17 protein-coding genes and 1 pseudogene are annotated in these 23,860 nt (G+C 66.6%); 11 read left to right on the top strand and 7 right to left on the bottom strand.

All coding sequences use genetic code 11. From position 1 onward, the window contains the following. Nucleotides 1-21: 21 nt before the first annotated feature. The 3 genes from ARGLB_RS22535 to ARGLB_RS19475 all read right to left on the bottom strand — a co-directional run bounded on the left by ARGLB_RS22535 (nucleotide 22) and on the right by ARGLB_RS19475 (nucleotide 5,297). Nucleotides 22-1,209, bottom strand: coding sequence for a hypothetical protein (locus ARGLB_RS22535; RefSeq protein ID WP_003805770.1), 1,188 nt, complete (start codon nucleotides 1,207-1,209; stop codon nucleotides 22-24). Next, nucleotides 1,206-3,428 carry a multicopper oxidase family protein gene (locus ARGLB_RS19480; protein WP_003805769.1) on the bottom strand — a complete coding sequence of 741 codons (2,223 nt, stop codon included), beginning with the start codon at nucleotides 3,426-3,428 and terminating at the stop codon, nucleotides 1,206-1,208. Before ARGLB_RS19480 ends, ARGLB_RS22535 begins: the two co-directional genes overlap by 4 nt. Before the next feature lie 303 nt (nucleotides 3,429-3,731). Then, nucleotides 3,732-5,297, bottom strand: coding sequence for an FG-GAP-like repeat-containing protein (locus tag ARGLB_RS19475; protein WP_245531573.1), 1,566 nt, complete (start codon nucleotides 5,295-5,297; stop codon nucleotides 3,732-3,734). A gap of 156 nt (nucleotides 5,298-5,453) precedes the next feature. On the opposite strand from ARGLB_RS19475, the gene ARGLB_RS19470 reads away from it, so the two are divergent. Further along, a complete protein-coding gene (locus tag ARGLB_RS19470; protein WP_003805767.1) occupies nucleotides 5,454-6,464 on the top strand; it encodes a LacI family DNA-binding transcriptional regulator in 1,011 nt (336 codons plus the stop codon). Nucleotides 6,465-6,558: 94 nt separating this feature from the next. Here ARGLB_RS19470 and ARGLB_RS19465 read toward each other — a convergent pair whose 3' ends face one another. Then, a complete protein-coding gene (locus tag ARGLB_RS19465) occupies nucleotides 6,559-9,243 on the bottom strand; it encodes a CBM35 domain-containing protein (RefSeq protein WP_003805766.1) in 2,685 nt (894 codons plus the stop codon). 189 nt (nucleotides 9,244-9,432) lie between these two features. On the opposite strand from ARGLB_RS19465, the gene ARGLB_RS19460 reads away from it, so the two are divergent. From ARGLB_RS19460 to ARGLB_RS19415, 10 genes are all read left to right on the top strand, one after another. Continuing rightward, the gene (locus ARGLB_RS19460; RefSeq protein WP_003805765.1) at nucleotides 9,433-11,523 is read left to right on the top strand and encodes a glycoside hydrolase family 36 protein; all 2,091 of its coding nucleotides are present in this window, start codon (nucleotides 9,433-9,435) and stop codon (nucleotides 11,521-11,523) included. A gap of 61 nt (nucleotides 11,524-11,584) precedes the next feature. Beyond that, nucleotides 11,585-12,895, top strand: a complete 1,311-nt coding sequence (locus tag ARGLB_RS19455; protein WP_003805764.1) for an ABC transporter substrate-binding protein — start codon at nucleotides 11,585-11,587, stop codon at nucleotides 12,893-12,895. Between the two features lie 58 nt (nucleotides 12,896-12,953). Then, nucleotides 12,954-13,901, top strand: coding sequence for a carbohydrate ABC transporter permease (locus ARGLB_RS19450; RefSeq protein WP_003805763.1), 948 nt, complete (start codon nucleotides 12,954-12,956; stop codon nucleotides 13,899-13,901). Next, nucleotides 13,898-14,782, top strand: coding sequence for a carbohydrate ABC transporter permease (locus tag ARGLB_RS19445; protein WP_003805762.1), 885 nt, complete (start codon nucleotides 13,898-13,900; stop codon nucleotides 14,780-14,782). The genes ARGLB_RS19450 and ARGLB_RS19445 overlap by 4 nt, the downstream gene beginning before the upstream one ends. Nucleotides 14,783-14,807: 25 nt before the next feature. Next, the gene (locus tag ARGLB_RS19440) at nucleotides 14,808-15,923 is read left to right on the top strand and encodes a LacI family DNA-binding transcriptional regulator (protein ID WP_003805761.1); all 1,116 of its coding nucleotides are present in this window, start codon (nucleotides 14,808-14,810) and stop codon (nucleotides 15,921-15,923) included. Nucleotides 15,924-16,015: 92 nt separating this feature from the next. Further along, complete coding sequence (gene araB, locus ARGLB_RS19435) at nucleotides 16,016-17,770, top strand: ribulokinase (protein ID WP_003805759.1); 1,755 nt, start codon at nucleotides 16,016-16,018, stop codon at nucleotides 17,768-17,770. Beyond that, on the top strand, nucleotides 17,767-18,477 hold the full coding sequence (locus tag ARGLB_RS19430) for an L-ribulose-5-phosphate 4-epimerase (RefSeq protein ID WP_003805757.1): 711 nt from the start codon (nucleotides 17,767-17,769) through the stop codon (nucleotides 18,475-18,477). The genes araB and ARGLB_RS19430 overlap by 4 nt, the downstream gene beginning before the upstream one ends. A 57-nt stretch (nucleotides 18,478-18,534) precedes the next feature. Next, on the top strand, nucleotides 18,535-20,055 hold the full coding sequence (gene araA, locus ARGLB_RS19425) for an L-arabinose isomerase (RefSeq protein ID WP_003805756.1): 1,521 nt from the start codon (nucleotides 18,535-18,537) through the stop codon (nucleotides 20,053-20,055). Then, nucleotides 20,052-20,966, top strand: coding sequence for an aldose 1-epimerase family protein (locus ARGLB_RS19420; protein ID WP_003805755.1), 915 nt, complete (start codon nucleotides 20,052-20,054; stop codon nucleotides 20,964-20,966). The genes araA and ARGLB_RS19420 overlap by 4 nt, the downstream gene beginning before the upstream one ends. A 13-nt stretch (nucleotides 20,967-20,979) precedes the next feature. Next, nucleotides 20,980-21,996, top strand: coding sequence for a LacI family DNA-binding transcriptional regulator (locus ARGLB_RS19415; RefSeq protein WP_003805754.1), 1,017 nt, complete (start codon nucleotides 20,980-20,982; stop codon nucleotides 21,994-21,996). 89 nt (nucleotides 21,997-22,085) lie between these two features. On the opposite strand, the gene ARGLB_RS19410 is transcribed toward ARGLB_RS19415, so the two are convergent. The 3 genes and pseudogenes from ARGLB_RS19410 to ARGLB_RS19400 all read right to left on the bottom strand — a co-directional run. Further along, nucleotides 22,086-22,295 (bottom strand): hypothetical protein, encoded by a 210-nt coding sequence (locus ARGLB_RS19410; protein WP_003805753.1) that lies wholly within the window; start codon nucleotides 22,293-22,295, stop codon nucleotides 22,086-22,088. 34 nt (nucleotides 22,296-22,329) lie between these two features. After that, nucleotides 22,330-23,646: a multiple monosaccharide ABC transporter permease gene (gene mmsB / locus ARGLB_RS19405; RefSeq protein WP_003805752.1), complete on the bottom strand. Its 1,317-nt coding sequence runs from the start codon at nucleotides 23,644-23,646 to the stop codon at nucleotides 22,330-22,332. Between the two features lie 6 nt (nucleotides 23,647-23,652). Further along, a pseudogene (locus ARGLB_RS19400) lies at nucleotides 23,653-23,860 on the bottom strand (ABC transporter ATP-binding protein); the annotation flags it as partial.

The raw sequence follows: 23,860 nt of genomic DNA, 5'->3' as shown, positions 1-23,860 counted from the left end.
GCATTGAGTTGAAGAGTGCTCCTAATGCGTGCTGCTGTGGGTGACGTCCCCTGAGCTTGGCAGTTCACCCAACCAGCCTGGTACCGCTCCGGCCACGCCCAGGAAGCCAACGGCGATTGCCCCCACCACGGCCAGTGCGCGGAGGTGGGCCGACGTCGCCGTCCGACCTGCCCGCCGGACGGTACCCCCGCGCCTGGCGCGGAGCAGGACGACGGCGATCACCAGGGTGCCCAGCTCGAGGAGGCCCGCGGCCACATCGGCCAGGCCCACAGGCTCGGGCACGTTGGAGTTGGGGCCGAACGGCAGCCCGGACGTGCGGGACCAGACCCAGAGTGCCAGCGGAACCACGGCGGCGGCCGCGACGGCAACAAGGACGCTAAGCCCCGCCCGTCCCAGCAGCAGGACACCGCAGGCTATCTCCGCCATCGCCAGTGCAAGGAAGAAGGCGCTGGCGACCGGCCAATGATCCATGTGGTCCGGTATGACTGCGAGGTGGATGGCGGCGCAGCCGAACAGTGCCACCGCCGCCAGCATCTGTCTGAGGTCCATGGCGCTGAGGTCCGTGGCGCCTGTCCGGGCACGGCGTGCCCGCACCCGGCGCATGGTGCGCCCGGGCGTCGCCTTCTGCTGCCGGCTGACGTCCAGTCGCCCGCCCCGGATGGCCACCGTCCACCCGGTTACCACGAGGTTGGTGACCACGAGCAGGCAGACGCCATAGCCAAAGGCGGCTAGCTGCAACCCCAGCGACGCCTGGTCGAGCTGCTCCGCCGACTGGATGGAGGACGCATGGTGCAGGGTGCCCATGAGGTCGTGCTGCAGGGCATAGTCCCAGGCTTCACTGGCGGCCAGCGTGACCGTCCCGGCCAGGGTTCCGGCCGCTGCAACCAGCAGGGCCGTAGCGAGGAAGGCCTTCCTGCCCGCCAGCACCGGCCCGAACCACCGCAGCGCCAGGGTCACGGCCGCGATCACAGCCACGACAAACACCGGGAGCAGCACGGTTGACTCCCGGAGCCAGCTCGCAAAGGGCTCCTGGGTGCGCTCGATGGCACCCACGGCGCCCCTGAGCGACACCATCCAGAAGCCGTCGGCGTAGGCCATCATCGCCGCCAGCGGGATGACCGTGAGCCACGGGACCGCGGGGCGGGCCGGCGCCAAGGCGCCGGTCGCGCTGCCGCTCCAGCTGGCGGTGCCCGCGGGTACCGCAGTCATGGCGTGATTTCCCAGCCGAACATCATGGCGTGGTCCTCGTGCGCCAGGTTGTGGCAGTGCGCCACATACGGTCCCACGAAGTCCCGGAACCCGCGGTAGATGATCACCGACTCCCCGGGATCCAGGGCCACCAGATCCTCACGTGACACATCGTCCGGATGGCCCTTGTCGCCGCCGCGCGTCACGTCCCGGCCGTTGCGCATGACCGTCCGGTGTTCCTCCATGTGCAGGTGGAAGGGGTGGACCCAGCCGCCGCCGCCGTTGCGGATTTCCCAAAGGTTGTAGCTGCCCTTCTTCTGCTGGGCGAGCGGTGACCGTCCTGCGCGGTTCTTGAGGCTGGTGGCCACCGTATTGGGGATGAAGGGCTTGCCGTTGATGAGCCATTCGGTTTCGCCCCCGCCGGAACCGCGCTCCACCTCGAAGATCAGCCGGTTGTCCAGCATGGTCTGCCAGTTGCCGGGCAACGGCGGAAGGTCGCGCATTTTCACGGGGATCTGGCTGTCGTCCGGAGCGTCGTCGCCGATGACGAACTTCAGGACCGGGACTTTGTAGGCGGGGTCGGGCGAGAACCGGGACGAGTTGGTCCACATCCGGCCGTTGGGCATCTTCATCACGTTGGTCAGGTAGATGACGTCGCCCTTGGTGGTGGGCGTGCCGTCCTGGTACCGGCTGAAGTCGACAACCACCTCGCGGCGCTTGGCCGGCCACAGCTCGAAGGAATCACGCTTGATCGGGAATGGCAGCAGCCCGCCGTCGGACGCGATCTGGGTGAACTGCATGCACTGCTGGGCGTCCGGGATGCGGTACTGGCCCTCCAGCTCGTCGCCTGTGTAGCCCAGGGACACGGCTGTCTTGGGACCTTTTGTCGAACTCATCAGCTTGAACTCGTAGATCCTGGCAATGGACGCGTCCAGGAAGCGGAAGCGGTACTTGCGCCGCTTCACCTCCAACACAGGGTTGGCGGTGCCGTTCACAGTGAAGATGTCGCCCACGAACCCGTGGTTGGGGAAGTGCTTGTAGAACGTCTTGCCCCACCATTCGGGGTGCTTGGCGGGGTTTTTGGAGTCCGGGAACTCCTTCTGTATGTCGTGGATGTCCTGATGCGTCGTGACACCGTCATCTAGGCGGCAGTCGTAGAAGGCCAGCGGGATATCGTAGTCGACGTCGAAGGACCCGTCCGGGTTGTCCTTGCGGACACCCGGGAGCCGCAGGCCCTGGCGCTCATCGCCCATGTCCATGCCGTTCTTCGGGTCATAGATGGGGTACAGGCCCACCATGCCCTTGTAAACGTTGGACCCCGTGTGGTCCATCCGGTGGTCGTGGAACCAGAAGAAGCTCTGCTTTTCCCGGTCGTCATTGCCGGCCGGCCAGTTCAGGTACAGGTTGTCGCAGAAGGTCTGCGGCAAATACCCCTCGTATTTAGGTCCGCTCACCATGGTGTAGTGCGGGTTGCCGTCGCTCTCCGGAGCAGTGTGGCCGTTATGCAGGTGGGTCAGGAAGGACCAGTCGGGCGAGCCGAAGTCCTGGCGGTCCAGGTTCAGCGGATTCTCATCCAGATGGTTCTCGAACCGGACCAGCACAGGCTTGCCGTACTCGGCGTTGATCATTGGGCCGGGGAAGGTTCCGTTGAAACCGTAGATCGTGCTCAGGGGAAGGGTCCGCTTGGTGCCGGCAGGGTACGTCTTGCGCTTTTCGTCAAAGGAGATCGTGGGGCGGCCGTTGGCGTCGATGGGCAGCACCTGGGAAGTCGTGAACGCGTGCTGCCGAAGCAGCAGATCGATCTTGTACACCAGCGGGTCGGACGAGCCGATCTGGTTTGGCCAGATCTGGTGCCGTTCATTCTTGAAGGAACTCTGCTGGCCCTCGCCAGGGCCGGGCGGATCGTTCCACTCGGTATAGCCCTTGAAGAATTCGTCGCCCACGGCCGGCGTAGGGGCAAGGGCCTTGGGGACGGGCAGCTGGTCCTTGAACGGCGTCAGGATCAGCGGGCTGGTGGGAAATTTCTCGATGTAGAACAGCAGATCACCGAGGGCGGTGGACGAAGCGGCGAACGCCCCGTCGGGCGAAAGGAGTCCTTTCTGCGCGAGCAGCGGTCCAGCCCAGCCCTGGGCGGCGACGAGGGCGGCGCCCGCGCCTCCGGCCGCACTGAGCCGCAAGATATTGCGGCGGGACACTGTGTTTGTCGGCACTTCGTTTGTGGTTGCAGTTTCATCTGGCATGGGTACGCGCCTCCTTCGGGGCAAAAAAGTATGGCCTGCTGGCCCCGTATTCGAGCTTTCCCAGGGTCTTCCCCCGCGGTTTCTGCACCGCGAATCCTGGCCTTGCGGAAGCTGGCTGCGCTTGTCGTTGCCCCGCGCAACTACAGTGCGGGCCGGGGCTTGGGAAAACATTGGGCGGGTGCGGTGCATACCCCTCAATGAGATGGGTATAAGGGGGTGGCCGTCATAGGGCGGAGATCAGGCGCGGAAGCGGCGCTGGCCGGAGCCGTGCTGCTTGGAACCGTCCTGCTGGAACCGTGATGCTTAGAACAGCGGCGCGAGCCCGTTCCAGCCCGCGCTGATACGGACGCGGGAGGCGAACTGCCCCGTGCCCAGCCCGGGATAGAGCCAGAGGACCCCGGCCGCATCGCGCGCCAGCAGGTCCGGGTTGCGGTCGCCATTGAAGTCGCCGGGGCTTACGACGGCGGTCATGGAGTTCCAGCCGGCGCCCACCCGGACGCGGGGGAGCCAGCCGCCGGTGCCGCTGCCGCGGTAGAGCCACAGGACACCGGTGGCTGTTTCCCGCGCGAGGATGTCGGCAGCGCCGTCGCCGTTCATGTCGCCCGGACCCACCAGGGCATTGAAGCTGTTCCAGCCGGAGCCCACGCGGATCCGCGGCAGGAACGCCCCGGTGCCGTTGCCGCGGTACAGCCAGAGGAAGCCGGTGGAAGTCTCGCGGGCGAGGATGTCCACACGCTGGTCGCCGTTGAAATCACCCGGACCGATGATCGCGCTGAAGCTGTTCCAGCCAGTGCCCAGCCGGATCCGGGGCAGGAACCCGCCGGTGCCGTTGCCGCGGTACATCCACAGGTATCCGGTGGCGGCTTCCCTGGCAAAGACGTCCTGCGGGCCGTCACCGTTGAAATCTCCTGGTGTTTCAAGGGCGCTGAACCCGTTCCAGCCGGTGCCGATGCGCACGCCGGGCAGCCGGCCCCCGCGGCCGTTCCCCGGGTACAGCCGCAGCTCGGCCGTCGCCGTCACCCGGGCCAGGATGTCCGTGTTCCAGTCACCGTTGAAGTCAGCAGTGGACCGGGACAGCGTGGACGCCGGAACAGGCAGGGGAGTGAAGGCGTAGGGGTCGCAGGTCAGATCGTAATCCCGGACGTCGTCGTACCACTGGGAAAGGTACACGCGGCCACCGGAGAAGCTGGGGGAACGGCAGAGATTGAGGGCTTCGCCGGGGAAATCCAGCCGGCCGGCGGTGGCCCACACAGGAACGCCGGACAGCCGCCAGGAGCCGGTGATGCTGGCCCAGCCCGAAGCAAACGAGTACAGGCCGTAGGAATAGCCGGCATCGCGCAGCCCGCGCATGAGGCCCTCGACGATGTACCGGTTTTCACGCTGCTGCGCGGCGCTCGCGGTGGGCCACGGCTGGGCGGGGCGGGGCTCGACGTCGATCCACACCACGCGTGGCGCGAACCCGACCCGCGCCAGGCTGGCAACCGCAAAACGTGCTTCCGCATAGCCGACGTTGGAGAGCTGTCCCGCCCGGGTGGCGGCGGACCACGGTCCCTGGGACCGGTAGGTGGTGAGCTGGGCGGCCGTGGGGAAGGCCGCCATGGTGTAGGCCTGCGCCGGCTTGCGGTTGCCGGACGCCCAGGCGACCTGGCTGGCCAGGCACGGGTTCTCGGTGAAGGGCAGCCCCTTCGTCAGACCGATGACCACGAACTGGGACGACGCCGGCGGAAGCGGCAGGCCAAAGCCGCCCACCGCCGTCGGGCATTGGGGCCAGGAGATGTCGTGGCCGTTGAGCGATACGGCGCGAGCGGTGGTGGCGCCGGGCAGGTAGCCAAGGAGGAGGGCGAACAGGAGCAGCAAGCCCGTCAGCATGTGCCGTGCGGAAGGTCCGGCCCCAGAATGATGAACTTTTCCGTCCATCGCCAGCGCTCCTTTTGTTCCCATCAGTTTACGTCCGGCCGCGGCCATTCGTGCCGGGGGCGCCGCGCCTATTCGTGCTGAAGGCTATGGGTCACGCACAATTACCCCATGGCAAAAAGCAATGCCCGGCTACCCCGGCTTGAGGATGTGGCGGAGCGCGCGGGAGTCTCGCACCAGACTGTGTCCCGGGTGATCAACAACCATCCCAACGTCAGCAAGGCCACGCGCGAGCGCGTCGAGGCCGCCATTGCCGAGCTGGGCTACCGGCGCAACACCGCGGCGCGGAGCCTGGTCACGCGGAAGTCGCAGACCATCGGTGTGTTGGGCAGCGAGCTGTCCCAGTACGGCCCCGCCAACACGCTGCTGGGCGTGGAGCAGGCCGCGCGCGACGCCGGCTATTTCGTGAGCATCGCGGCGCTGAGGTCGGTGAGCCGGGAGGCGATTTTCGATGCCATCAGGCACTTCCTGGACCAGTCCGTGGACGGCATCGTGGTGATCGTGCCGCATTCGGAGACGCTTCTTGCCCTGGCCGAGCTGAAGCCCGGCGTGCCGGTGGTGGCCGTGGGCTCCCTCGGCAGTGAGGGAGTGAGCGGCGCCATGGTTGACCAGAAGCGGGGGGCTGAGCTCGCCGTCGGGCATTTGATTGAGCAGGGCCACCGTCGGATTGGCCACGTTGCCGGTCCGCAGGACTGGATTGATGCGGCGGAACGCGCCGCGGGCTGGAGCGCGGCACTGCGCTCGGCCGGGCTGGATGACAGCCTGGTGGTCGAGGGGGACTGGAGCGCGGGCAGCGGCTACGAGATCGGCCGGAAGCTGGCCGCCGAACGGACTGCCACCGCGCTGTTCGTGGGTAACGACCAGATGTCCCTGGGCCTGCTCCGCGCCTTCAACGAAGCCGGCGTCCGGGTTCCCGAGGATGTCTCCGTGGTGGGCTTCGACGACCAGCCGGAGTCGGGCTACTTCACGCCGCCGCTCACCACCGTGCGGCAGGACTTCGAGGAGCTGGGCAGGCGCTGCATGGACCTGATGCTGAGCGCCATCGCGAACGGCGACACCGTGAGCACCACCGTGGTGGCGCCCGAGCTGGTCGTCCGCCGGAGCACGTCAGCCCCGGCCTGAGGGCCTGACATCTGGCGCATGCCCCGGCGCGCAGGAGCGGCTGGCCGCAGACACCTGTCGGTGCCCGCGGCCAGCCGCTCTGGTTGTCTGGCGCCTACTTCCTGACGGTGGTGGGTGTGCCTGTGGTGAATTTGGCGAGGGTCACGGTGTCGATGTTCGGGGCGTAGGCCCGGGCGTTGCCCAGAACCAATGTGCCGCCGTCGGTGTCCAGGCTGAGCGGGATGGTCTTGTCCCAATAACTGTTCCACGCGTAGTTGTGCCGCATGGCACCGCGCACCGTCGATCCGCCCTGTTCGGTCACGTCGACGAAGCGGCTGATCACCTGCGGGTTGTAGTTGATGGCGGCCGACTTGTCCGCGTTCGCGGCGCCGAGCACCAGCTGGTACTCGCCTGCGCCGAAGCCCGCCGGCCGGGGGACGCTAAGGGTGTTGCCGGCCCCGTTCCCGATGTATCCGACGTCGCGGACCACCCCGGCTGCGTCAGCGGAACCGTTGGATCCGGGTCCTGCCGTCTGTACTGCTGCGGCGCCGGCGCGTGGCAGCGCCTCCGCCTCCGAGCGGAACACGTTGGACGCGTCCGAATCGGCGTTCTTCTGGTCGGCGCCGCGCAGGGTGGTGATGTCGTGGACGAGGGCGCCGGATGGCGCGCTGACGGTCAGTTCGTTGATCCCCTGTGGCAGGAACACGCGGACCGCCGAGTCCCAGGTGCCGGAGCGGGTGGCTGCCGGAAGCGTGACCGGGCGGCCGTTCACGGCGAGCTTCAGTGCGGATGCGCCGCTGGTCGTGTAGTGCGTGGTGATGTCGTAGTAGCCGGGTTCCGCCGTCGATGCGAAGAAGGTGGCGGTACCGTTGCCGGAGAGCTGGGCCGTCCCGGCCGTGTCTTTCTTCGCATACGACAGCTGGGCGCCGCCGGCAAGCCTGGCCTCGTCAGCCGGGTAGACGGCCTGCTCTCCGCCGGTGATGTCGAAGAGGTCAAAGCGGTCCAGCGTGATGTCCGCCCCCGGAAGCAGGGTGGACCCGTCCTTGCTCGCCCGCAGCGACAGGGTGTGGGTGCCTGCGGTCAGCGCGACCGTTGCTTCGGTGGTGCCCCGGTAGGTCCAGGACAGGCCGGCGGAATATTTGATGAGCTGGTTGAAGGTTCCGTCGACCAGCAGGGCGTGCTGGCCGGGTCGCTGGTTGGCACCCGCAAGAACGGAGAGCCGGTACGTTCCGTTTCGTGGAACGGTCACTTCCCACGTGGCAGCAGAGGTGGACCTGTTAAAGGAGCCCACGTCCTTGCCGGCCGAGGCCATGAAGGACCACTCACGGGAGGGATCCTGGTTATAAACGGTGGCGTCCGTCAGGTTCGTGTTTTCGGCCTCGGTGCTGTTGACCAGGTCGCTCGCGACGGGCTGCTGTTCGGCCTGTGCCGGGGTGATCTCCAGCCGGTAGGCGGAGTAGCGGTCGTTGTTGGGGACGGTGACTGCGATCTTGCCGTCCTTGACCCTGGCCTGGGTGGAGACGATGACCGGTGGCTGCAGCGAGGCACCCTCCGCGCCGTTGAGGCGGTCGGCCCGGACACGCACGTCCACGGAGTTGCCGAAGACATTCTTGTCTATGCCCGCGACGGAGACGTTCACGTCGCTGGAGCCGCCGCCCAGGAGCACGGTGGCTTTCTTCTTGGCGGTGTCGACGGCGGCGATGCCTTGAAGCGTGTCCGGGGCGTTCAGCTGGGGCGGAGTGACCTTTACCGTCGTCGAGCCGGTGAGGTCGCCGTACCACTTGAACATCCACCAGCCGCCGTTGGCGCCATTGTTGCGGGAGGAATTGTCGGAGAGGTTGCCGGCGTAGTTCCAGTAGGCGGTCTGGGCATCCACCTTCGCGTCTTCGAACATCGACATCCACTGGACCAGCTGTCCGGGCACGCCCATGTCGCGGAGCATGCCGTATTCGGTGATGTTGACGGGGATATCCGGAAGGCCCTGGGCGCTCAGGATCTGCTTGTATTCAGCGAAGTGGCCGCGGAACGTGGCCAGGTTGCTGGTGCCCAGCTCATGCCAGATGAAGACGTCGGGCAGCTGGTTCTTCTCCTTGGCGAAGGCCAGGAAATCGGTGCTGCGGTCCTGGTGCCACCAGGCGTCCCCGGGGCCGCCGATCTTCGCCTTGGGAAGCCCGTGGGCAGCGTACACATCCTGGATCGCCTGATAGGCGGCGCTCCAGTCGGCCAAAAACTGATCCTTCTGGTTCGCCCAGTCAGGATACCAGTTCCCGGCATCGGGCTCATTGAAGGGAATGAAGATGTAGTTCTCAGGGTGCTCGGACTGCGTCGCGATCTTTTCTGCCACGGAGCGGATGATCGGCAGGTAGTCCCACTCGCCGTCGCTGTTGGCATCGCTGGGACGCTTCCCGCCGTTGTAGGCCCAATCCGGGTATTCATCCTGGATGTAGACGTAGAGGTCCTTTCCTCCGGCCGCGAAGAAGGAGGACTCAACATCCAATGCGTCCCCGTTCGGATGCTGCGCGCCCTGGGGCGGCTTTTGCGAGGTGTTGGTGATGCGGGCGCCGTTCAGGACTGACTGGCTGGGAACGCCGTCGTCGCCGAGTCCGTACAGGGTGCCGGTAGCCCCGCCGCGGAAATCACCGGTGGATTGACCGAGATCGACGGACAGAGTCTCGGTGGGCGCCGCAGCCGCCGGCTGGGCGGCCAGGCCGCCGACGGTCAGGGAAAGTGCGGCCGCCGTTGCCGCCGCCGGGCCTGCCAGCTTGAGTCGCCGGCGCGGCCGTTTCAGGTTGCTGCTCAATTCGTACTCCTTTGTACCGGGCTTAGAGCCGGTGTCAGTTCATAGAACATGGCGTGGAAGGCACCTGGGCGGAACCCTTGTTAGCGCCAACAAATAGGAGCCTACTGTGGTTGACATCACTTTTGAAGACGTTATCATGAAAACGTCTTCAAAAATCTAGCGGCCCTCTTGAGGGGTGAGGAGAACGTTTTGTCCAGCCCTGTCCTGTCCTTCGGGCACGATGCACTGAAGGTCGAAATCCGTCAGGACCCAGCCGGAGCCCCCTACCTTGCGGCCCTGGCATTTGACGGCAACAAAGTCGAGATGCTTCCCGGCCAGCCCCTGGTCGAGATCCTTACGGTCGAGGAGGGGCGGTACCACCCGTCGGAGCGCCTGGGGCTCTCCTCGGTGGGGCGGCGTCTCCGGCACGTGGCGCACGAGGTACAGGAGGGGCCGCGCGGCGTCGAAGCGCGGCTGGCGATGGCGGACGCCGAATCCGGTTTGGAAGTTGAACTGCGGCTGTCGTCTCCCGCCGGCACCGCGGCCTTGAACGCCGTCGCAAGCGTGTCCAACGCCGGGGCGGAGCGGCAGACCCTGCTGGCCGTCACCACCTTGAGCGCCAGGATCGGCACCGGCTCCGCGGAGAAGTTCGAGCTCGCGTCGGGCGCCAATGACTGGCTGGGCGAGAACAGGTGGCACGTCCGGGCGCTGCGTTCGGCCGCGCCCGACCTGGCGCTGGCGGTCCATGGCGGTCAGGAGGCCCGCAGCGGCTACGTTGCCCGCTCCAAGGGAACCTGGTCCACCGGGCGCGACCTGCCTGCGGCCGTCCTGGCCAACGGGGAGGATGGCTTTGCCGTCGCCTGGCAGGTGGAGCACAACGGCGGCTGGCGGTGGGAGGTGACCGAGAGCCTTGAGGGTGTAGCCCTGGGGCTGAGCGGCCCCACCGACATCGACCACCAGTGGCAGCAGATTCTGAACCCCGGGGAAACGTTCACCACGGTTCCGGCCACCATCGCCTTGGGGCCGGACCTGCAGGGCGCTGTAGCGCACCTCTCCGGTTACCGACGTGCGGCCCGGCGGCCCCATGCGGACAACCAAAAGCTGCACGTTATCTACAACGACTACATGAACACGCTCATGGGGGACCCGACGACGGACAAGCTTCTTCCGCTGATTGACGGCGCCGCTGACGCCGGTGCCGAGGTGTTTTGCATCGATGCTGGCTGGTACGACGACGGCGGCGACTGGTGGGACAGTGTGGGGGAATGGGTGCCGTCGGCACGGCGGTTCCCCGGGGGGCTCGGAACGGTCATTGACCGGATCAGGGACCGGGGCATGATCCCCGGCCTGTGGCTGGAGCCCGAAGTCATCGGCGTCCGCAGCCCCATGGCGTCCGTCCTGCCGGCCGGGGCCTTTCTCAGCAGGGACGGCGTCCGGGTCAGGGAGGCGGGCCGCTACCACCTCGACCTCAGCCATCCGGCCGCCGTGAGGCATGTTGATGCCGTGGTGGACCGCCTGGTCGAGGAATTCGGCGTCGGATTTTTTAAGATCGACTACAACATCAACCCCGGTTCGGGCACGGACTGGGACGCCCACAGCGCCGGGGAAGGCCTGCTGCGCCACAATCGCGCCCATCTCGCCTGGCTCGATTCGGTGCTGGACCGGCACCCGGACCTGATCATCGAAAACTGCGGCTCCGGTGCGATGAGGATGGACTTCGCCCTGCTCTCACGCCTGCAGCTGCAGTCAACCTCGGACCAGCAGGACCCGATGAAGTACCCGCCTATCGCTGCCGCGGCCCCGATGCTGGTGCTGCCCGAACAGGCCGGAAACTGGGCGTATCCCAACGAGGTCATGGACGAGGAGTCCATCGCCTTCAACATGGCCACCGGGCTCCTGGGCAGACTCTACCTCTCCGGCCACCTGGACCGGCTGTCCGAGGCCCAGCAATACGTTGTGCACGAGGCCGTGGACGTCCACAAGGAGCTGCGTCCCTCAATTGCGGCAAGCACGCCGTCATGGCCCCTGGGGCTTCCCCAATGGGACGACGCGGCGGTGGCGCTGGCCCTGGACTCCGGCGCAGAAAGCTTCGTCACCGTCTGGCGGCGCCCCGGGGCACCTGAACTCCTGGACCTGCGCTTTCCGGCCCTCGCCGGCAAGGCTGTCTCGGTCCAGACCGTCTTCCCGAGCCATCTGACCGAATGGAAGACGGAATGGAACCCGGCAGCAGGGCTCCTGCACGTGCACTCCGCCTCACCCGCACCCTCGGCCCGGACGTTCCGGCTCACCGTGGAGCAGTAACCATCCGATTTTCTTAGCCATCCCCAATGACCCACACTTTCAAGTGACAAGGAGCACTTCAATGAAGAATTTCCTCAAGGCCACGGCGCTGCTTGCCGCAGGGCTCATCGCCCTGAGCGGTTGCAGCGATCCTGGCAGCGCCCCGGCCAACACTGCGCCGGCCGCCTGGCCTGACGCGGGCACCAAGCTGGACGGGGTCAACCTGACCATCTGGGCAGCGCAGAATTCCAACAGTGTGCCCAAGAGTGTTGTGACTGCATTCGAGGCCAAGACCGGTGCCAAGGTCAACGTCGTCACGATCCCGGACCCGTACGAGCAGGGTGTCCAGACCAAGATCGCTACCGGCGACAAGCCGGACCTGGCTTTCTGGCAGCCCACCGCCTCGATGCTGACCGCGATCAATGCCACGACCAACCTGCAGTCCCTCGACGGTGCCCCTTGGGTGGAGAAGCTCAAGCCCGCGGTCAAGGACATCACCGGAATCCTGGACAACACCCGCTACGCCGCGCTGATCACCAGCCCGGCAGTTGAGGGCGTGTACTACAACAAGGACGTTTTCACCAAGGCCGGAATCACCGAAACACCCAAGAACTGGGACGACTTCCTGGCCGCCGCAAGGACCATCAAGAAAGCCGGCACGGTGCCGTTCTTCGAGATGGGCGGTGACAAGTGGGCCACCCAGTGGTGGGTCCAGGTCCAGCTGGCCGACGCCGCGAAGAACGGACTCTGGGACAAGGTGAACCAAAACCAGGAAAAGTTCACCGATTCCACCATTCTCACCGCGGTGCAGAACTACAAGGGCCTGATAGATGAGGGCCTGTTCAACCCGAACATCAAGACGGCCACGTTCGCGGACCAGGCCGACGCGCTGCTCTCCGGCAAGGCCGGCATGGCCGTCCAGGTCAACTCCTTCTTCGGCCAGCTCCAGGCCAAGGCGGACACCGCCGAGCTGAACAAGAAGATCGGCTTCTTCCCGATCTCCCCGGCCGGGAACGTCGCAACCGTGATTCCGGACCAGTCCAACGCCCTGATCGCCTTCAAGACCGGCGACTCCGCGCGGGAAGCCGCCGCTCGCCAGCTCCTCAGCTACTGGATGGGCGAGGGATACCAAGACTTTGTGTCCGCCCAGAAGACCGTTTCCCTGGAAACGGATGCAAAGGACTCCGCCGACGTCCCGCAGGCGCTCCTCGACGCAGCCGCATCACTGTCCGACTCTGTCGGCTCCATGCAGTCGCTGGCCGTGGCCAACCCCGACCTCTACCTGAACCTGGCTGACATGATCCAGGGCACCAAGACCCCGCAGCAGGTCACCCAGGAAACCCAGACCCAGTTCGCCCAGCTCGCCAAAGCGCAGGGCGCGGCGGGCTTCTGACCGCCCAGATTCCTGGCTGGCACTGGCTTCGGCCGGTGTCAGCCTGAAAGGCCTCACCATGGCGCTCCATACCACCGTCCGCCCCGCCAGCAGGCGCCAAGGACAACCGGCAGTTCCGGCCCAACCCGGCCGGCAGCACCGCGACAGGTCGTCCCACCCAATGTGGTTCCTCCTGCCGGCCTTCGCGGTGCTGTTCGTCTTCTTCTTCCTTCCCACCCTCTTCAACTTCATCTATGCCTTCACCGACTGGTCCAGCTTCAAGTCCGCGATCAACTTCGCCGGCGTCAGCAACTTCGTCGATCTCCTGGGCCGCGGCACACTGATCAATTCGCTGTGGATAACGCTCCTGTACGCGGCAATGGTTGCCGTGTTCCAGAACGTGTTCGGGCTGGGGCTGGCGGTGTTGCTGGAGCGGGACACCAGGGTCAACCGCTTCTCCCGGGTGATGTTCTTCATTCCTGTGATCATGTCCGCGCTTGCCGTGGGCTACATCTTCCGCGCCCTCCTCAAGCCCGAGGGAGCCCTCAACGGGATCCTTTCCGTCCTGTTCCAGCAGGACGTGAGCATCGCCTGGCTGGGCTCCACGAGCTGGACAATCGTCGTCGTCGCACTGATCCACGCGTGGAAGTGGATGGGCCTGTCCATGCTGATCTACCTCGCCGGGCTCAAGACCATCAGCGGCGACGTCCTGGAGGCAGCCCGCCTGGACGGCTCCACCCCGTGGCAGACATTCTGGCGGATCAAGTTCCCGCTTATTGCTCCGGCCGTCACCTTCAACGTGGCCACCGCGCTGCTGGGTTCGATGAACGGCTTCGACATTGTCCAGGCAACAACGGAAGGCGGCCCGGCGAAAAGCACCGAGCTGCTCAATATTTTCATTTTCCGCACCTTCGGCCAGGGCCTTTTCGCCCAGTCCACCGCGATGAGCCTGGTGCTCTTCCTGACGGTGGCGATCCTTGCCTTCCCGGTGGTCCGGATGCTCCGCAAGCGTGAGGAAGTCCTGTGAGCGCTCCAACTGTCCTTCGTCCGGCCGGCCGCGGCCGCCGCGACGGCCGTGCCAATCAGCGCCGCCGGCCCGCCGGCTACATCCAGCCCGCGGCCGCGCTGCTCTCAGTCCTGGTCCTCCTCGGCATTCCGCTCTGGATGGTCGTTGTGACCGCGGGCAAGACCCAGGCCGAGGCGCTGAATCCGAACCTGCAGCTGCCCACCGAGTGGCACCTGATGGAGAACTTCGGCCAAGTGTTCGGTCAGGGGAAGATACCGACGGCGCTCCTGGGGAGCGTGGCGATCATGGTCCCCACCGTGGCTGTGGTCCTTTTCCTCGGCTCCCTGGCCGCTTGGATCCTCGCGCGCCGGAAATCACGCCTGAACTCGGTGCTGTACGCCCTGGCCATCAGTGGCATTGTCCTTCCGCCGGCTGTCGTCACCATCGTCCTGCTGCTCCGGCAGCTTGGACTGGCCGGAACCGGAGCCGGCATGGTCGGCGTCTACGTAGGAATGTACCTGTCCACGGTCATCTTCTTCGTCACTGGTTTCGTCCGGACCATACCGCTGGAGTTGGAAGAGGCGGCGCGGATGGACGGTGCCGGGCCGGTCAAGGTCTTCCTCACCATCATCCTGCCGCTGCTGGTTCCGGTGTTGTCGACGGCGACCATTCTGATCTGTCTCTACGTCTGGAACGACGTCTTCTACGCGCTGTTCGTTGTAGGAGGCCGGATCGACACCCTGCCATTGAACCTTTACCAGGTGGCCAGCTCCGGACTCTACCTGCAGAACTGGCACCTGATCTTTGCCTATATCGTCCTGATGAGCCTGCCGCTGCTTATCGTGTTCATTCTGGCCCAGCGGAAAATCATCGCCGGCGTCACCAGCGGCGCGGTGAAGTAAGCCGAAAGGCCATAACCCTAAGCTGGTGGTAGCACCGCAGTACCAACTCAACAACCAGGAAACGGAACCCAAACTGATGTCGATCCATTCCGAGGTGCGTCCGCCCTCCATTGGCGACGTGGCCCGTGTGGCCGGAGTTTCTGTGCCCACCGTCTCCCGTGTCCTGACCGGAAAGCAGCGGGTCAGCTCCGAGAAGACCAAGCGCGTCCATGACGCCATTGCCCAGCTCGGATACCGCCCGAACAGCGCTGCGCGCGCCCTGGTCTCCGGCCGCGGGTCAATCGTCGGGGTCATCGCCGGTAACACGTCCCGGTATGGGTACGCCTCGGCCATCCAGGGGGTTGAAGAGGCAGCCCGCGCCGCCGGCTATACCGTGGTCATCACGGTGGTGGAGAGCACCGAGGAGGCCGAGGTTCAGCGCGCTGTTGACTTGCTGCTGGGCCAGCAGGTTGCGGGAATAGTGGTGCTGAAATTCGACCCGGCCGGAGTCGCGGCTTTGAACGCGCTTCCGGTAGGCATCCCGGTGGCGGTCATGTCCGGAACCCGGGAGGCCCGGCACTCGCAGGCCGTGTTCGAGGAGGCCAAGGCGGCGGCCGCGGCCACACGATATCTACTGGACCTTGGCCATGAGACGGTGCACCACGTGGCCATACCCTCGTCCCGGCGTGAGGACGGCCGAACACAGGGCTGGCGGAAGGCTCTCAAGGACGCAGGTGCCCGGGTCCCGCCCGTGATGCGGGCGACCTGGGAACCGGCCAGCGCCCATACCCTGGGCCTGGCGATAGCCAACAGGGAGGACATCACCGCACTGTTCTGCGGCAATGATGACCTGGCGATCGGTCTCATCAGCGGACTGGCTACGCAGGGCAAGGTGGTTCCGCGCGATTTCAGTGTGGTGGGCTTTGACGACCACCCGCTCGCCCGCTTTTGGCTGCCACCCCTGACCACGGTGAGCCAAGACTTTGTCCGGCTCGGCCATGACGCGTTCAGCCTGCTGGAGCAGAAAATCGCCGGTACCGCCGCCAACAAGCTCGAGCGGCGCCTCCCCGAACTCATCATCCGGCAGACCGCTGCCGCCCCGCGTACGGGCGCGCACGGGCGGGTCGAGCCCCATTCATCAGGGGCCATTGCAGGAATCTGAATATCTGCCGGCCACGGCACTTGACGCAGTAAGTTGTTAGCGCTCACAATAGTTTCAGCCCGACAAGCAGCGGGCCTTTATCTGGAGGATTCATGGACGTCACAGCAGACGGCAGCGAAAACTATGTCATCGGGGTGGACTATGGCACCCTGTCCGGCCGGGCCGTGGTTGTGCGGGTCCGGGACGGCAAGGAACTCGGCAGTGGCGTGTTCGACTACCCCCATGCGGTAGTCACGGAAGCGCTTCCGGCGGATGTGGCAGGGGTGGCTGATGGAACAGCCGCCCGGCTTCCCGGTGAATGGGCGCTGCAGGTGCCCAACGATTACCGGGACGTGCTCCGGCACGCTGTTCCCGCCGCGATCGCGGACGCCGGGATCGACCCGGCTGCCGTCGTCGGAATTGCCACGGACTTCACGGCCTGCACGATGGTGCCTGTCAAAGCGGACGGCACCCCGCTGAACGAACTGCCGGGCTACGCGAACCGTCCGCACGCCTATGTGAAGCTGTGGCGCCACCATGCCGCGCAAGGCCAGGCGGACCGCATCAACGCTCTCGCCGCCGAGCTGGGCGAATCCTGGCTGCCGCGGTACGGCGGACTGATCTCGTCCGAATGGGAGTTCGCCAAGGGGCTGCAGCTGCTGGAGGAGGACCCTGAAGCCTACGCCGAAATGGACCACTGGGTGGAAGCCGCCGACTGGATCGTCTGGCAGCTCTGCGGCAACTACGTCCGCAACGCCTGCACTGCCGGCTACAAGGGCATCTATCAGGATGGCCACTACCCGTCCGATGACTTCCTCGCCGCCCTGAACCCGCAGTTCAAGGACTTCGTCAGCGCCAAACTGGACCACACCATCGGCCGCCTGGGCGACGCCGCCGGCTACCTGACCGCCGAGGCCGCCGCCTGGACCGGGCTCCCGGAGGGCATCGCCGTCGCCGTCGGCAACGTGGACGCCCACGTCACCGCCCCCGCAGCGAAGGCCGTGGAACCCGGCCAGCTCGTGGCCATCATGGGCACCTCCACCTGCCACGTCATGAACGGTGCCGAACTCCATGAGGTACCCGGCATGTGCGGCGTGGTGGACGGCGGCATTGTCGACGGGCTCTGGGGCTACGAGGCCGGCCAGTCCGGCGTGGGTGACATCTTCGGCTGGTTCACCAAGTACGGGGTCCCCCCGGAATACCACCAGGCCGCGGCTGCGGCAGGGCAGGGCATCCATGAATACCTGACGGACCTCGCCGCCGGGCAGGCGATCGGCCAGCACGGCCTGATTGCCCTGGACTGGCATTCGGGCAACCGCTCCGTGCTGGTGGACCACGAGCTCTCCGGCGTGGTGGTCGGCCAGACCCTGGCCACCCGGCCGGAGGACATCTACCGGGCGCTGCTGGAGGCCACGGCCTTCGGTACCCGCACCATCGTGGAGGCCTTCCGGGATTCCGGCGTGCCGGTGAAGGAATTCATCGTGGCCGGGGGCCTGCTGAAAAACCGGCTCCTGATGCAGATCTACTCGGACGTGACCGGCCTGCAGCTCTCCACCATCGGCTCCACGCAGGGACCGGCCCTGGGTTCGGCCATCCACGCGGCCGTTGCCGCCGGCAAGTACGCCGATGTCCGTGCCGCATCCGAAGCGATGGGCGCCGCACCCGGGGCCGTCTACACCCCCATCCCGGAAAACGTCGCAGCGTACAACGAACTGTTCCGCGAGTACCGGACCCTGCACGACTACTTCGGCAGGGGAACCAACGACGTCATGCACCGGCTCAAGGCCATCCAGCGCAGCGCCGCCCAGCCGGCTAACGTCCAGTCCCTGCTTACCGAGTCCTTCAACGCCGAGGAGGTTTCGGCATGAGCGCCCTGCTGGAAACCATTGCCCGCATCCGCCGCGAGGTCTGCGACCTGCACGCCGAGCTGACCCGCTACGGCCTGGTGGTCTGGACCGCCGGCAACGTGTCCGGCCGGATCCCCGGCTACGACCTCATGGTCATCAAGCCCTCAGGCCTCTCCTACGACGACCTGACCCCCGAAACCATGGTGGTCACCGACCTTTACGGCACCCCGGTCAGCGGTACCTCCACCGGCGGGGACGGCACGATTCTTGAGTGGGGCAACCCGGCCCTCACCCCGTCGTCGGATACGGCCGCGCACGCCTACGTCTACCGGAACATGCCCGACGTCGGGGGCGTGGTCCACACCCACTCCACCTACGCCACGGCCTGGGCCGCGCGGGGCGAGGAGATCCCGTGTGTGCTGACCATGATGGGCGATGAATTCGGCGGGCCCATCCCGGTGGGTCCGTTCGCCCTGATCGGCGACGATTCGATCGGCCAGGGCATCGTGGAGACGCTCAAGAACTCCAACTCCCCGGCGGTGCTGATGCAGAACCACGGCCCGTTCACCATCGGCAAGGACGCCCGCTCGGCGGTCAAGGCCGCCGTGATGTGCGAGGAAGTGGCCCGCACGGTCCACGTCTCCCGCCAGCTCGGCGAACCGCTGCCCATCGACCAGGGGCAGATCGAGTCGCTCTACGACCGCTACCAGAACGTATACGGACGCTAGGTCCGCCCCCGCCGCCGCCGCGGCCCCGCACACCCAAGACTTTCAAAGGAGACACCAATGTCCAGCGCCAACAACACCTCGCTCGAGCACTACGAGGTCTGGTTCCTCACCGGCAGCCAGCACCTGTACGGCGAGGACGTGCTGAAGCAGGTGGCGGCCCAGTCGCAGGAGATCGCCGCCGCCCTGAATGAGTCCTCGGAGGTTCCGGTCAAGCTCGTCTGGAAGCCCGTGCTGACGGACTCGGATGCGATCCGCCGCACCGCGCTGGAAGCCAACTCGGACGATTCGGTGATCGGCGTGACGGCGTGGATGCACACGTTCTCCCCGGCCAAAATGTGGATCCAGGGCCTGGACCTGCTCCGCAAGCCCCTGCTGCACCTGCACACCCAGGCCAACGTGGAACTGCCCTGGGCGGACATCGACTTTGACTTCATGAACCTGAACCAGGCCGCGCACGGCGACCGCGAGTTCGGCTACATCCAGTCCCGTCTGGGCGTTCCGCGCAAGACCGTCGTGGGCCACGTGTCCAACCCGCAGGTGGCCCGCCAGGTGGGTGTCTGGCAGCGCGCCTCCGCCGGCTGGGCCGCCGTCCGGAACCTGAAGCTGACCCGGTTCGGGGACAACATGCGCAACGTCGCCGTCACCGAAGGCGACAAGACCGAGGCGGAGCTGCGCTTCGGTGTCTCGGTCAACACCTGGTCCGTCAACGAACTCGCCGACGCCGTGCACGGCGCCGCGGAGTCCGACGTCGACACCCTGGTGGCCGAGTACGAGCGGCTTTACGACGTGGCGCCGGAGCTGCGCTCCGGCGGAGCCCGCCATGAGTCCCTCCGCTACAGCGCCCGCATCGAGCTCGGGCTGCGCAGCTTCCTCGAAGCCAACGGCTCCGCCGCCTTCACCACCTCCTTCGAGGACCTCGGCGAGCTGCGGCAGCTGCCGGGCATGGCCGTCCAGCGGCTCATGGCCGACGGTTACGGTTTCGGCGCCGAGGGTGACTGGAAGACGGCCATCCTGATCCGTGCGGCCAAAGTGATGGGCGCCGGACTGCCCGGTGGCGCCTCCCTCATGGAGGACTACACCTACCACCTGGTGCCCGGCCAGGAGAGGATCCTCGGCGCCCACATGCTGGAGGTCTGCCCCTCCCTGACTGCCACCAAGCCGCGCGTCGAAATCCACCCGCTGGGCATCGGCGGCAAGGAGGACCCGGTCCGCATGGTCTTCGACACCGACGCCGGCCCCGGCGTCGTGGTCGCCCTGTCCGACATGCGCGACCGCTTCCGCCTCGTGGCGAACGCCGTCGACGTCGTCGACCTCGACGAGCCGCTGCCCAACCTGCCGGTCGCACGCGCCCTGTGGGAACCGAAGCCCGACTTCGCCACGTCCGCGGCCGCCTGGCTCACCGCCGGGGCCGCGCACCACACGGTTCTTTCCACCCAGGTGGGCGTGGACGTGTTCGAGGACTTCGCCGAAATCGCCCAGACCGAGCTGCTCACCATCGACGAAGGCACCACCCTCAAGCAGTTCAAGAAGGAACTGGCGTGGAACGCCGCCTACTACAGGCTGGCCGGCAGGCTGTGACCGAACAGAGGGCCGGAACCGAATTCAACATCCGGGCGGGGGAGTACACCGCCGTCATCACGGCACGGGCGGGTGCCCTGCGCGAGCTGCGCCACCGGGGACGGGACCTCATCGTTCCGTTCCCGGCGGGCGGGCCCATCCCCGACTACCGCGGCATCGTCGCGGCGCCCTGGCCCAACCGGATCGCCGACGGCAGGTACACGTTTGACGGCGCCGAGTTCGAGGTGCCGGTCAACGAACCCGACCGCGGCTGCGCCCTGCATGGACTGGTGTTCCCCCTGGACTGGGACCTTGAATCGCAGAACGAGTCCTCAGTGACGCTTTCCTGCACCGCCGGCCCGACGCCGGGCTACCCGCACACTGTGCGGATCGTCGTCGAATACCGGCTGTCCGGGGAGGGCCTGTCCAGCCAGGTCACGGCGGTGAACGTCGGCGGTACCGCCGCGCCCTACGGGGTCTGCCCCCACCCCTACCTGGTCGCCGGTCCGTCGCCCCTCGATGAATGGACCCTCGAAATCCCCGCCGGGGAATTCCTCGAGGTCACCCCGGACAGGCTGCTGCCGAAGGAAGCGCGCAGCGTGGAAGGCCATGAGTTCGACTTCCGCGCGCCGCGCGCCATCGGCGCCACGGAGATCGACCACGCCTTCACGGATATAGCGTTCGACGGCGGCGGGCAGGCCCGCGTGCTGGTCCGGGATCCGGGCGGAACCGGCGTCGGAATGTCCTGGGACCGCACCTGCCAGTGGCTCCAGATCCACACCGCCGACAAGCAGCCCCCGGCCCCAAACCGGCTGGGCCTCGCCGTGGAACCCATGACCTGCCCGCCCGATGCCTTCAACAGCGGCGTGGACCTGATCCGGCTGGAGCCGGGCGCCACCCACGAGGCCTCCTGGAGCATCTTCGCCAGATGACCAATTCGACGCAGTGAGCGCAAACACCACGCCACGTCCTCCCGTCATGGAGGACGTGGCGCGCCTCGCGGGCGTGTCCCACCAGACCGTCTCGCGCGTGCTGAACACGCACCCGAACGTCAGCGCCCGGACCCGCAAGCGCGTGGAACGCGCGATCGCCGAGCTGGGATACCGCCGCAACACCGCAGCCCGCAGCCTGGTCACCCGGCGTTCGCAGGCCATCGGGGTCCTGGGCGCCGGCACGGCACACTACGGCCCTGCCAACACGCTGCTGGGCGTCCAGCAGGCGGCCCGGAACGAGGGCTATGCCGTGAGCATGGCCAGCCTCAGCGAGGTCACCACTGCCGGCATCCACGACGCCCTCGAACACTTCCTGCTGCAGTCCGTCGACGGGATCGTGGTGATCGTCCCGCACGAGACGATGCTGACATCACTGCACGCCATCGCACTGTCCGTCCCGCTGGTTGCCGTGGGCTTCGGCGCGGATGAACACCTGACGGTCGCTGCCGTGAACCAGCGCGTTGGCGCGGCCCTCGCCGTGCAGCACCTGGTGAACCTCGGCCACACGTCAATTGCCCACGTCTCGGGCCCGCAGGACTGGATTGACGCCGCGGCCCGGACCGAGGGCTGGCGGCGCTCCCTTGAACAGGCCGGGTTGCCGGAAGGCGTGCTGGTCCAGGGCGACTGGAGCGCCGAAAGCGGCTACCGCGCGGGACTCGAACTGGCGGCTGCCCGCAACGTCACCGCCCTGTTCGCGGCGAACGACCAGATGGCCCTGGGGGCACTGCGCGCGTTCAGCGAGGCCGGCCTGCGCGTGCCGGAGGACATCAGCGTGGTGGGCTTCGACGACCAGCCGGAGGCCGGCTATTTCGTCCCGCCGCTGACCACGGTGAACCAGGGTTTCAAGGAGCTCGGTGCGCGGTGTATCCGGATGCTCCTGTCCGACATGGCCAACGGCCCTTCGGCGGCGGCCTCGGTCCTCAACCCTAAGCTCGTAGTACGGGGCTCCACGGCACCGCCGGCCCAATAGAGCACCACTCGCTCTCTTAACCAGCAAAGCCCCCCGCGGTTATCGACCGCGAGGGGCTTTGCTGTGTTGCTTGGTCGGCGCGAAGCGCGTCAGTGAATCACTTCGCGCGTCATGCCGAACGGGACCTGATCGGAAAGCGCGGCCGTGTAGTTTCCCGGCCTGTGGCGCGTGACCAGGATGCCGTGAGTGCCCGTGAGCATCGCCAGTTCCTGCAGGTCTCTGACTGCTGCTTCGAGGTGCTCGTCCAGGGCGTGCCGGCTCGTGACGTGGATGTCGATGGAATCGAGGAGGGCTGTCATGGCGTGTCCTTTCTGCTGGCTGCGGGCCCGGTGCTTATGCGTCGCCGGAGTCGCGGCTGCCGGCTGCCACCGGCTCGGCCGGGGCCTTGGCTGACTTGGGTGCCACGGCCGGTGCCTTGGTTTCGGTGGCGGGTGGGGTGGTCCTGAGCTTGAAGCGCTTGGCGATGGAGGATCCGCCGCCGGCACGGTTCTTGTTGAAGATGTCGAAGCCGACGGCGAGCAGGAGCACCAGGCCCTTGATCAGCTGCTGGTAGTCGGTGCCGAGGCCGAGGATCGACATTCCGTTGTTGAGCACGCCCATGATCAGGCCGCCGATCATGGCTCCGGCCACGGTTCCGATGCCGCCCTGGACCGCTGCTCCGCCAATGAAGGCGGCGGCGATGGAATCCAGTTCGAAGCCGGTGCCGCCTGCGGGCTGGGCGGAGTTCAGCCGGGCCGTGAAGATGAGGCCGGCCAGTGCCGCGAGGACGCCCATGTTCACGAAGAGCCGGAAGGTTACGGCCTTGGTCTTGATGCCGGAGAGTTCGGCGGCGTGCAGGTTCCCGCCGATGGCGTAGGTGTGCCGGCCGAAGATGCTGTTGTTCATCAGCGCGGAGTAGGCGATAACCAGGGCCGCGAGGACGAGCAGCACGATCGGGGTGCCGCGGTAGCTGGCGAGCAGGAACGTGATGATGAGCATCAGCAGGGCGATGAACGCGGTCTTCACGGCGAACCAGGCCATGGGCTCGTTTTCCAGGTTGAACCTGCGGCGGACACGGCGTTCCTTGATGGACTGGAACAGCAGAGCCGCAGTGCCGCCGACGCCGAGGATTACGGTGAGCCATTCGAGCACGGAGGTGCCGCCCGAGATGTCCGGCAGGAAGCCGCCGCCGAGGGCACGGAGCTCGTCCGGGAACGGGGTGATCTGCTGGTTCTTGAGGGTGATCAGGGTCAGGCCGCGGAAGATGAGCATGCCGGCCAGGGTGACGATGAAGGCCGGGATGCCGACGTAGGCGATCCAGTACCCTTGCCACGCGCCGACCAGAGCACCGACGAGGAGGCAGGCCGGGATCGCTGCCCACCAGGCCCAGCCCCAGTGCACGATCATGACGCCGGCGACGGCTCCGATGAAGCCGGCGATGGAACCGACGGAGAGGTCGATGTGGCCGGCGATGATGACCATGACCATGCCGATGGCCAGAATGAGGATGTAGCTGTTCTGGACGACGAGGTTGGTGACGTTCTGCGGCTCGAGCAGGATCCCGTCGGTGAGGACCTGGAACAGCAGGACGATCAGGATCAGGGCGACGAAGATGCCTACCTGGCGGAGGCGGCTTGCCAGGAAGCCGAGGGATTCTCGTAGGGCGGACATGGCTCGTTATTCCTTCTCTTGGGTCATGTAGTGCATAAGGGTTTCCTGGGAGGCCTCGGCGATCGGGACTTCACCCGTGACGTGGCCGGCGGACAGGGTGTAGATCCGGTCGCAGATGCCCAGGAGCTCGGGGAGCTCGGAGGAGATCACGATGACGGCCTTACCCTGGGCGGCAAGCTCGGCGATGATCGTGTAGATCTCGAACTTGGCGCCG

Source organism: Arthrobacter globiformis NBRC 12137, assembly GCF_000238915.1.
GTDB classification, from domain to species: domain Bacteria; phylum Actinomycetota; class Actinomycetes; order Actinomycetales; family Micrococcaceae; genus Arthrobacter; species Arthrobacter globiformis.
The sequence above is the reverse complement of the archived record's forward strand: the minus strand, read 5'-3'. Positions and strand labels throughout refer to the sequence as shown.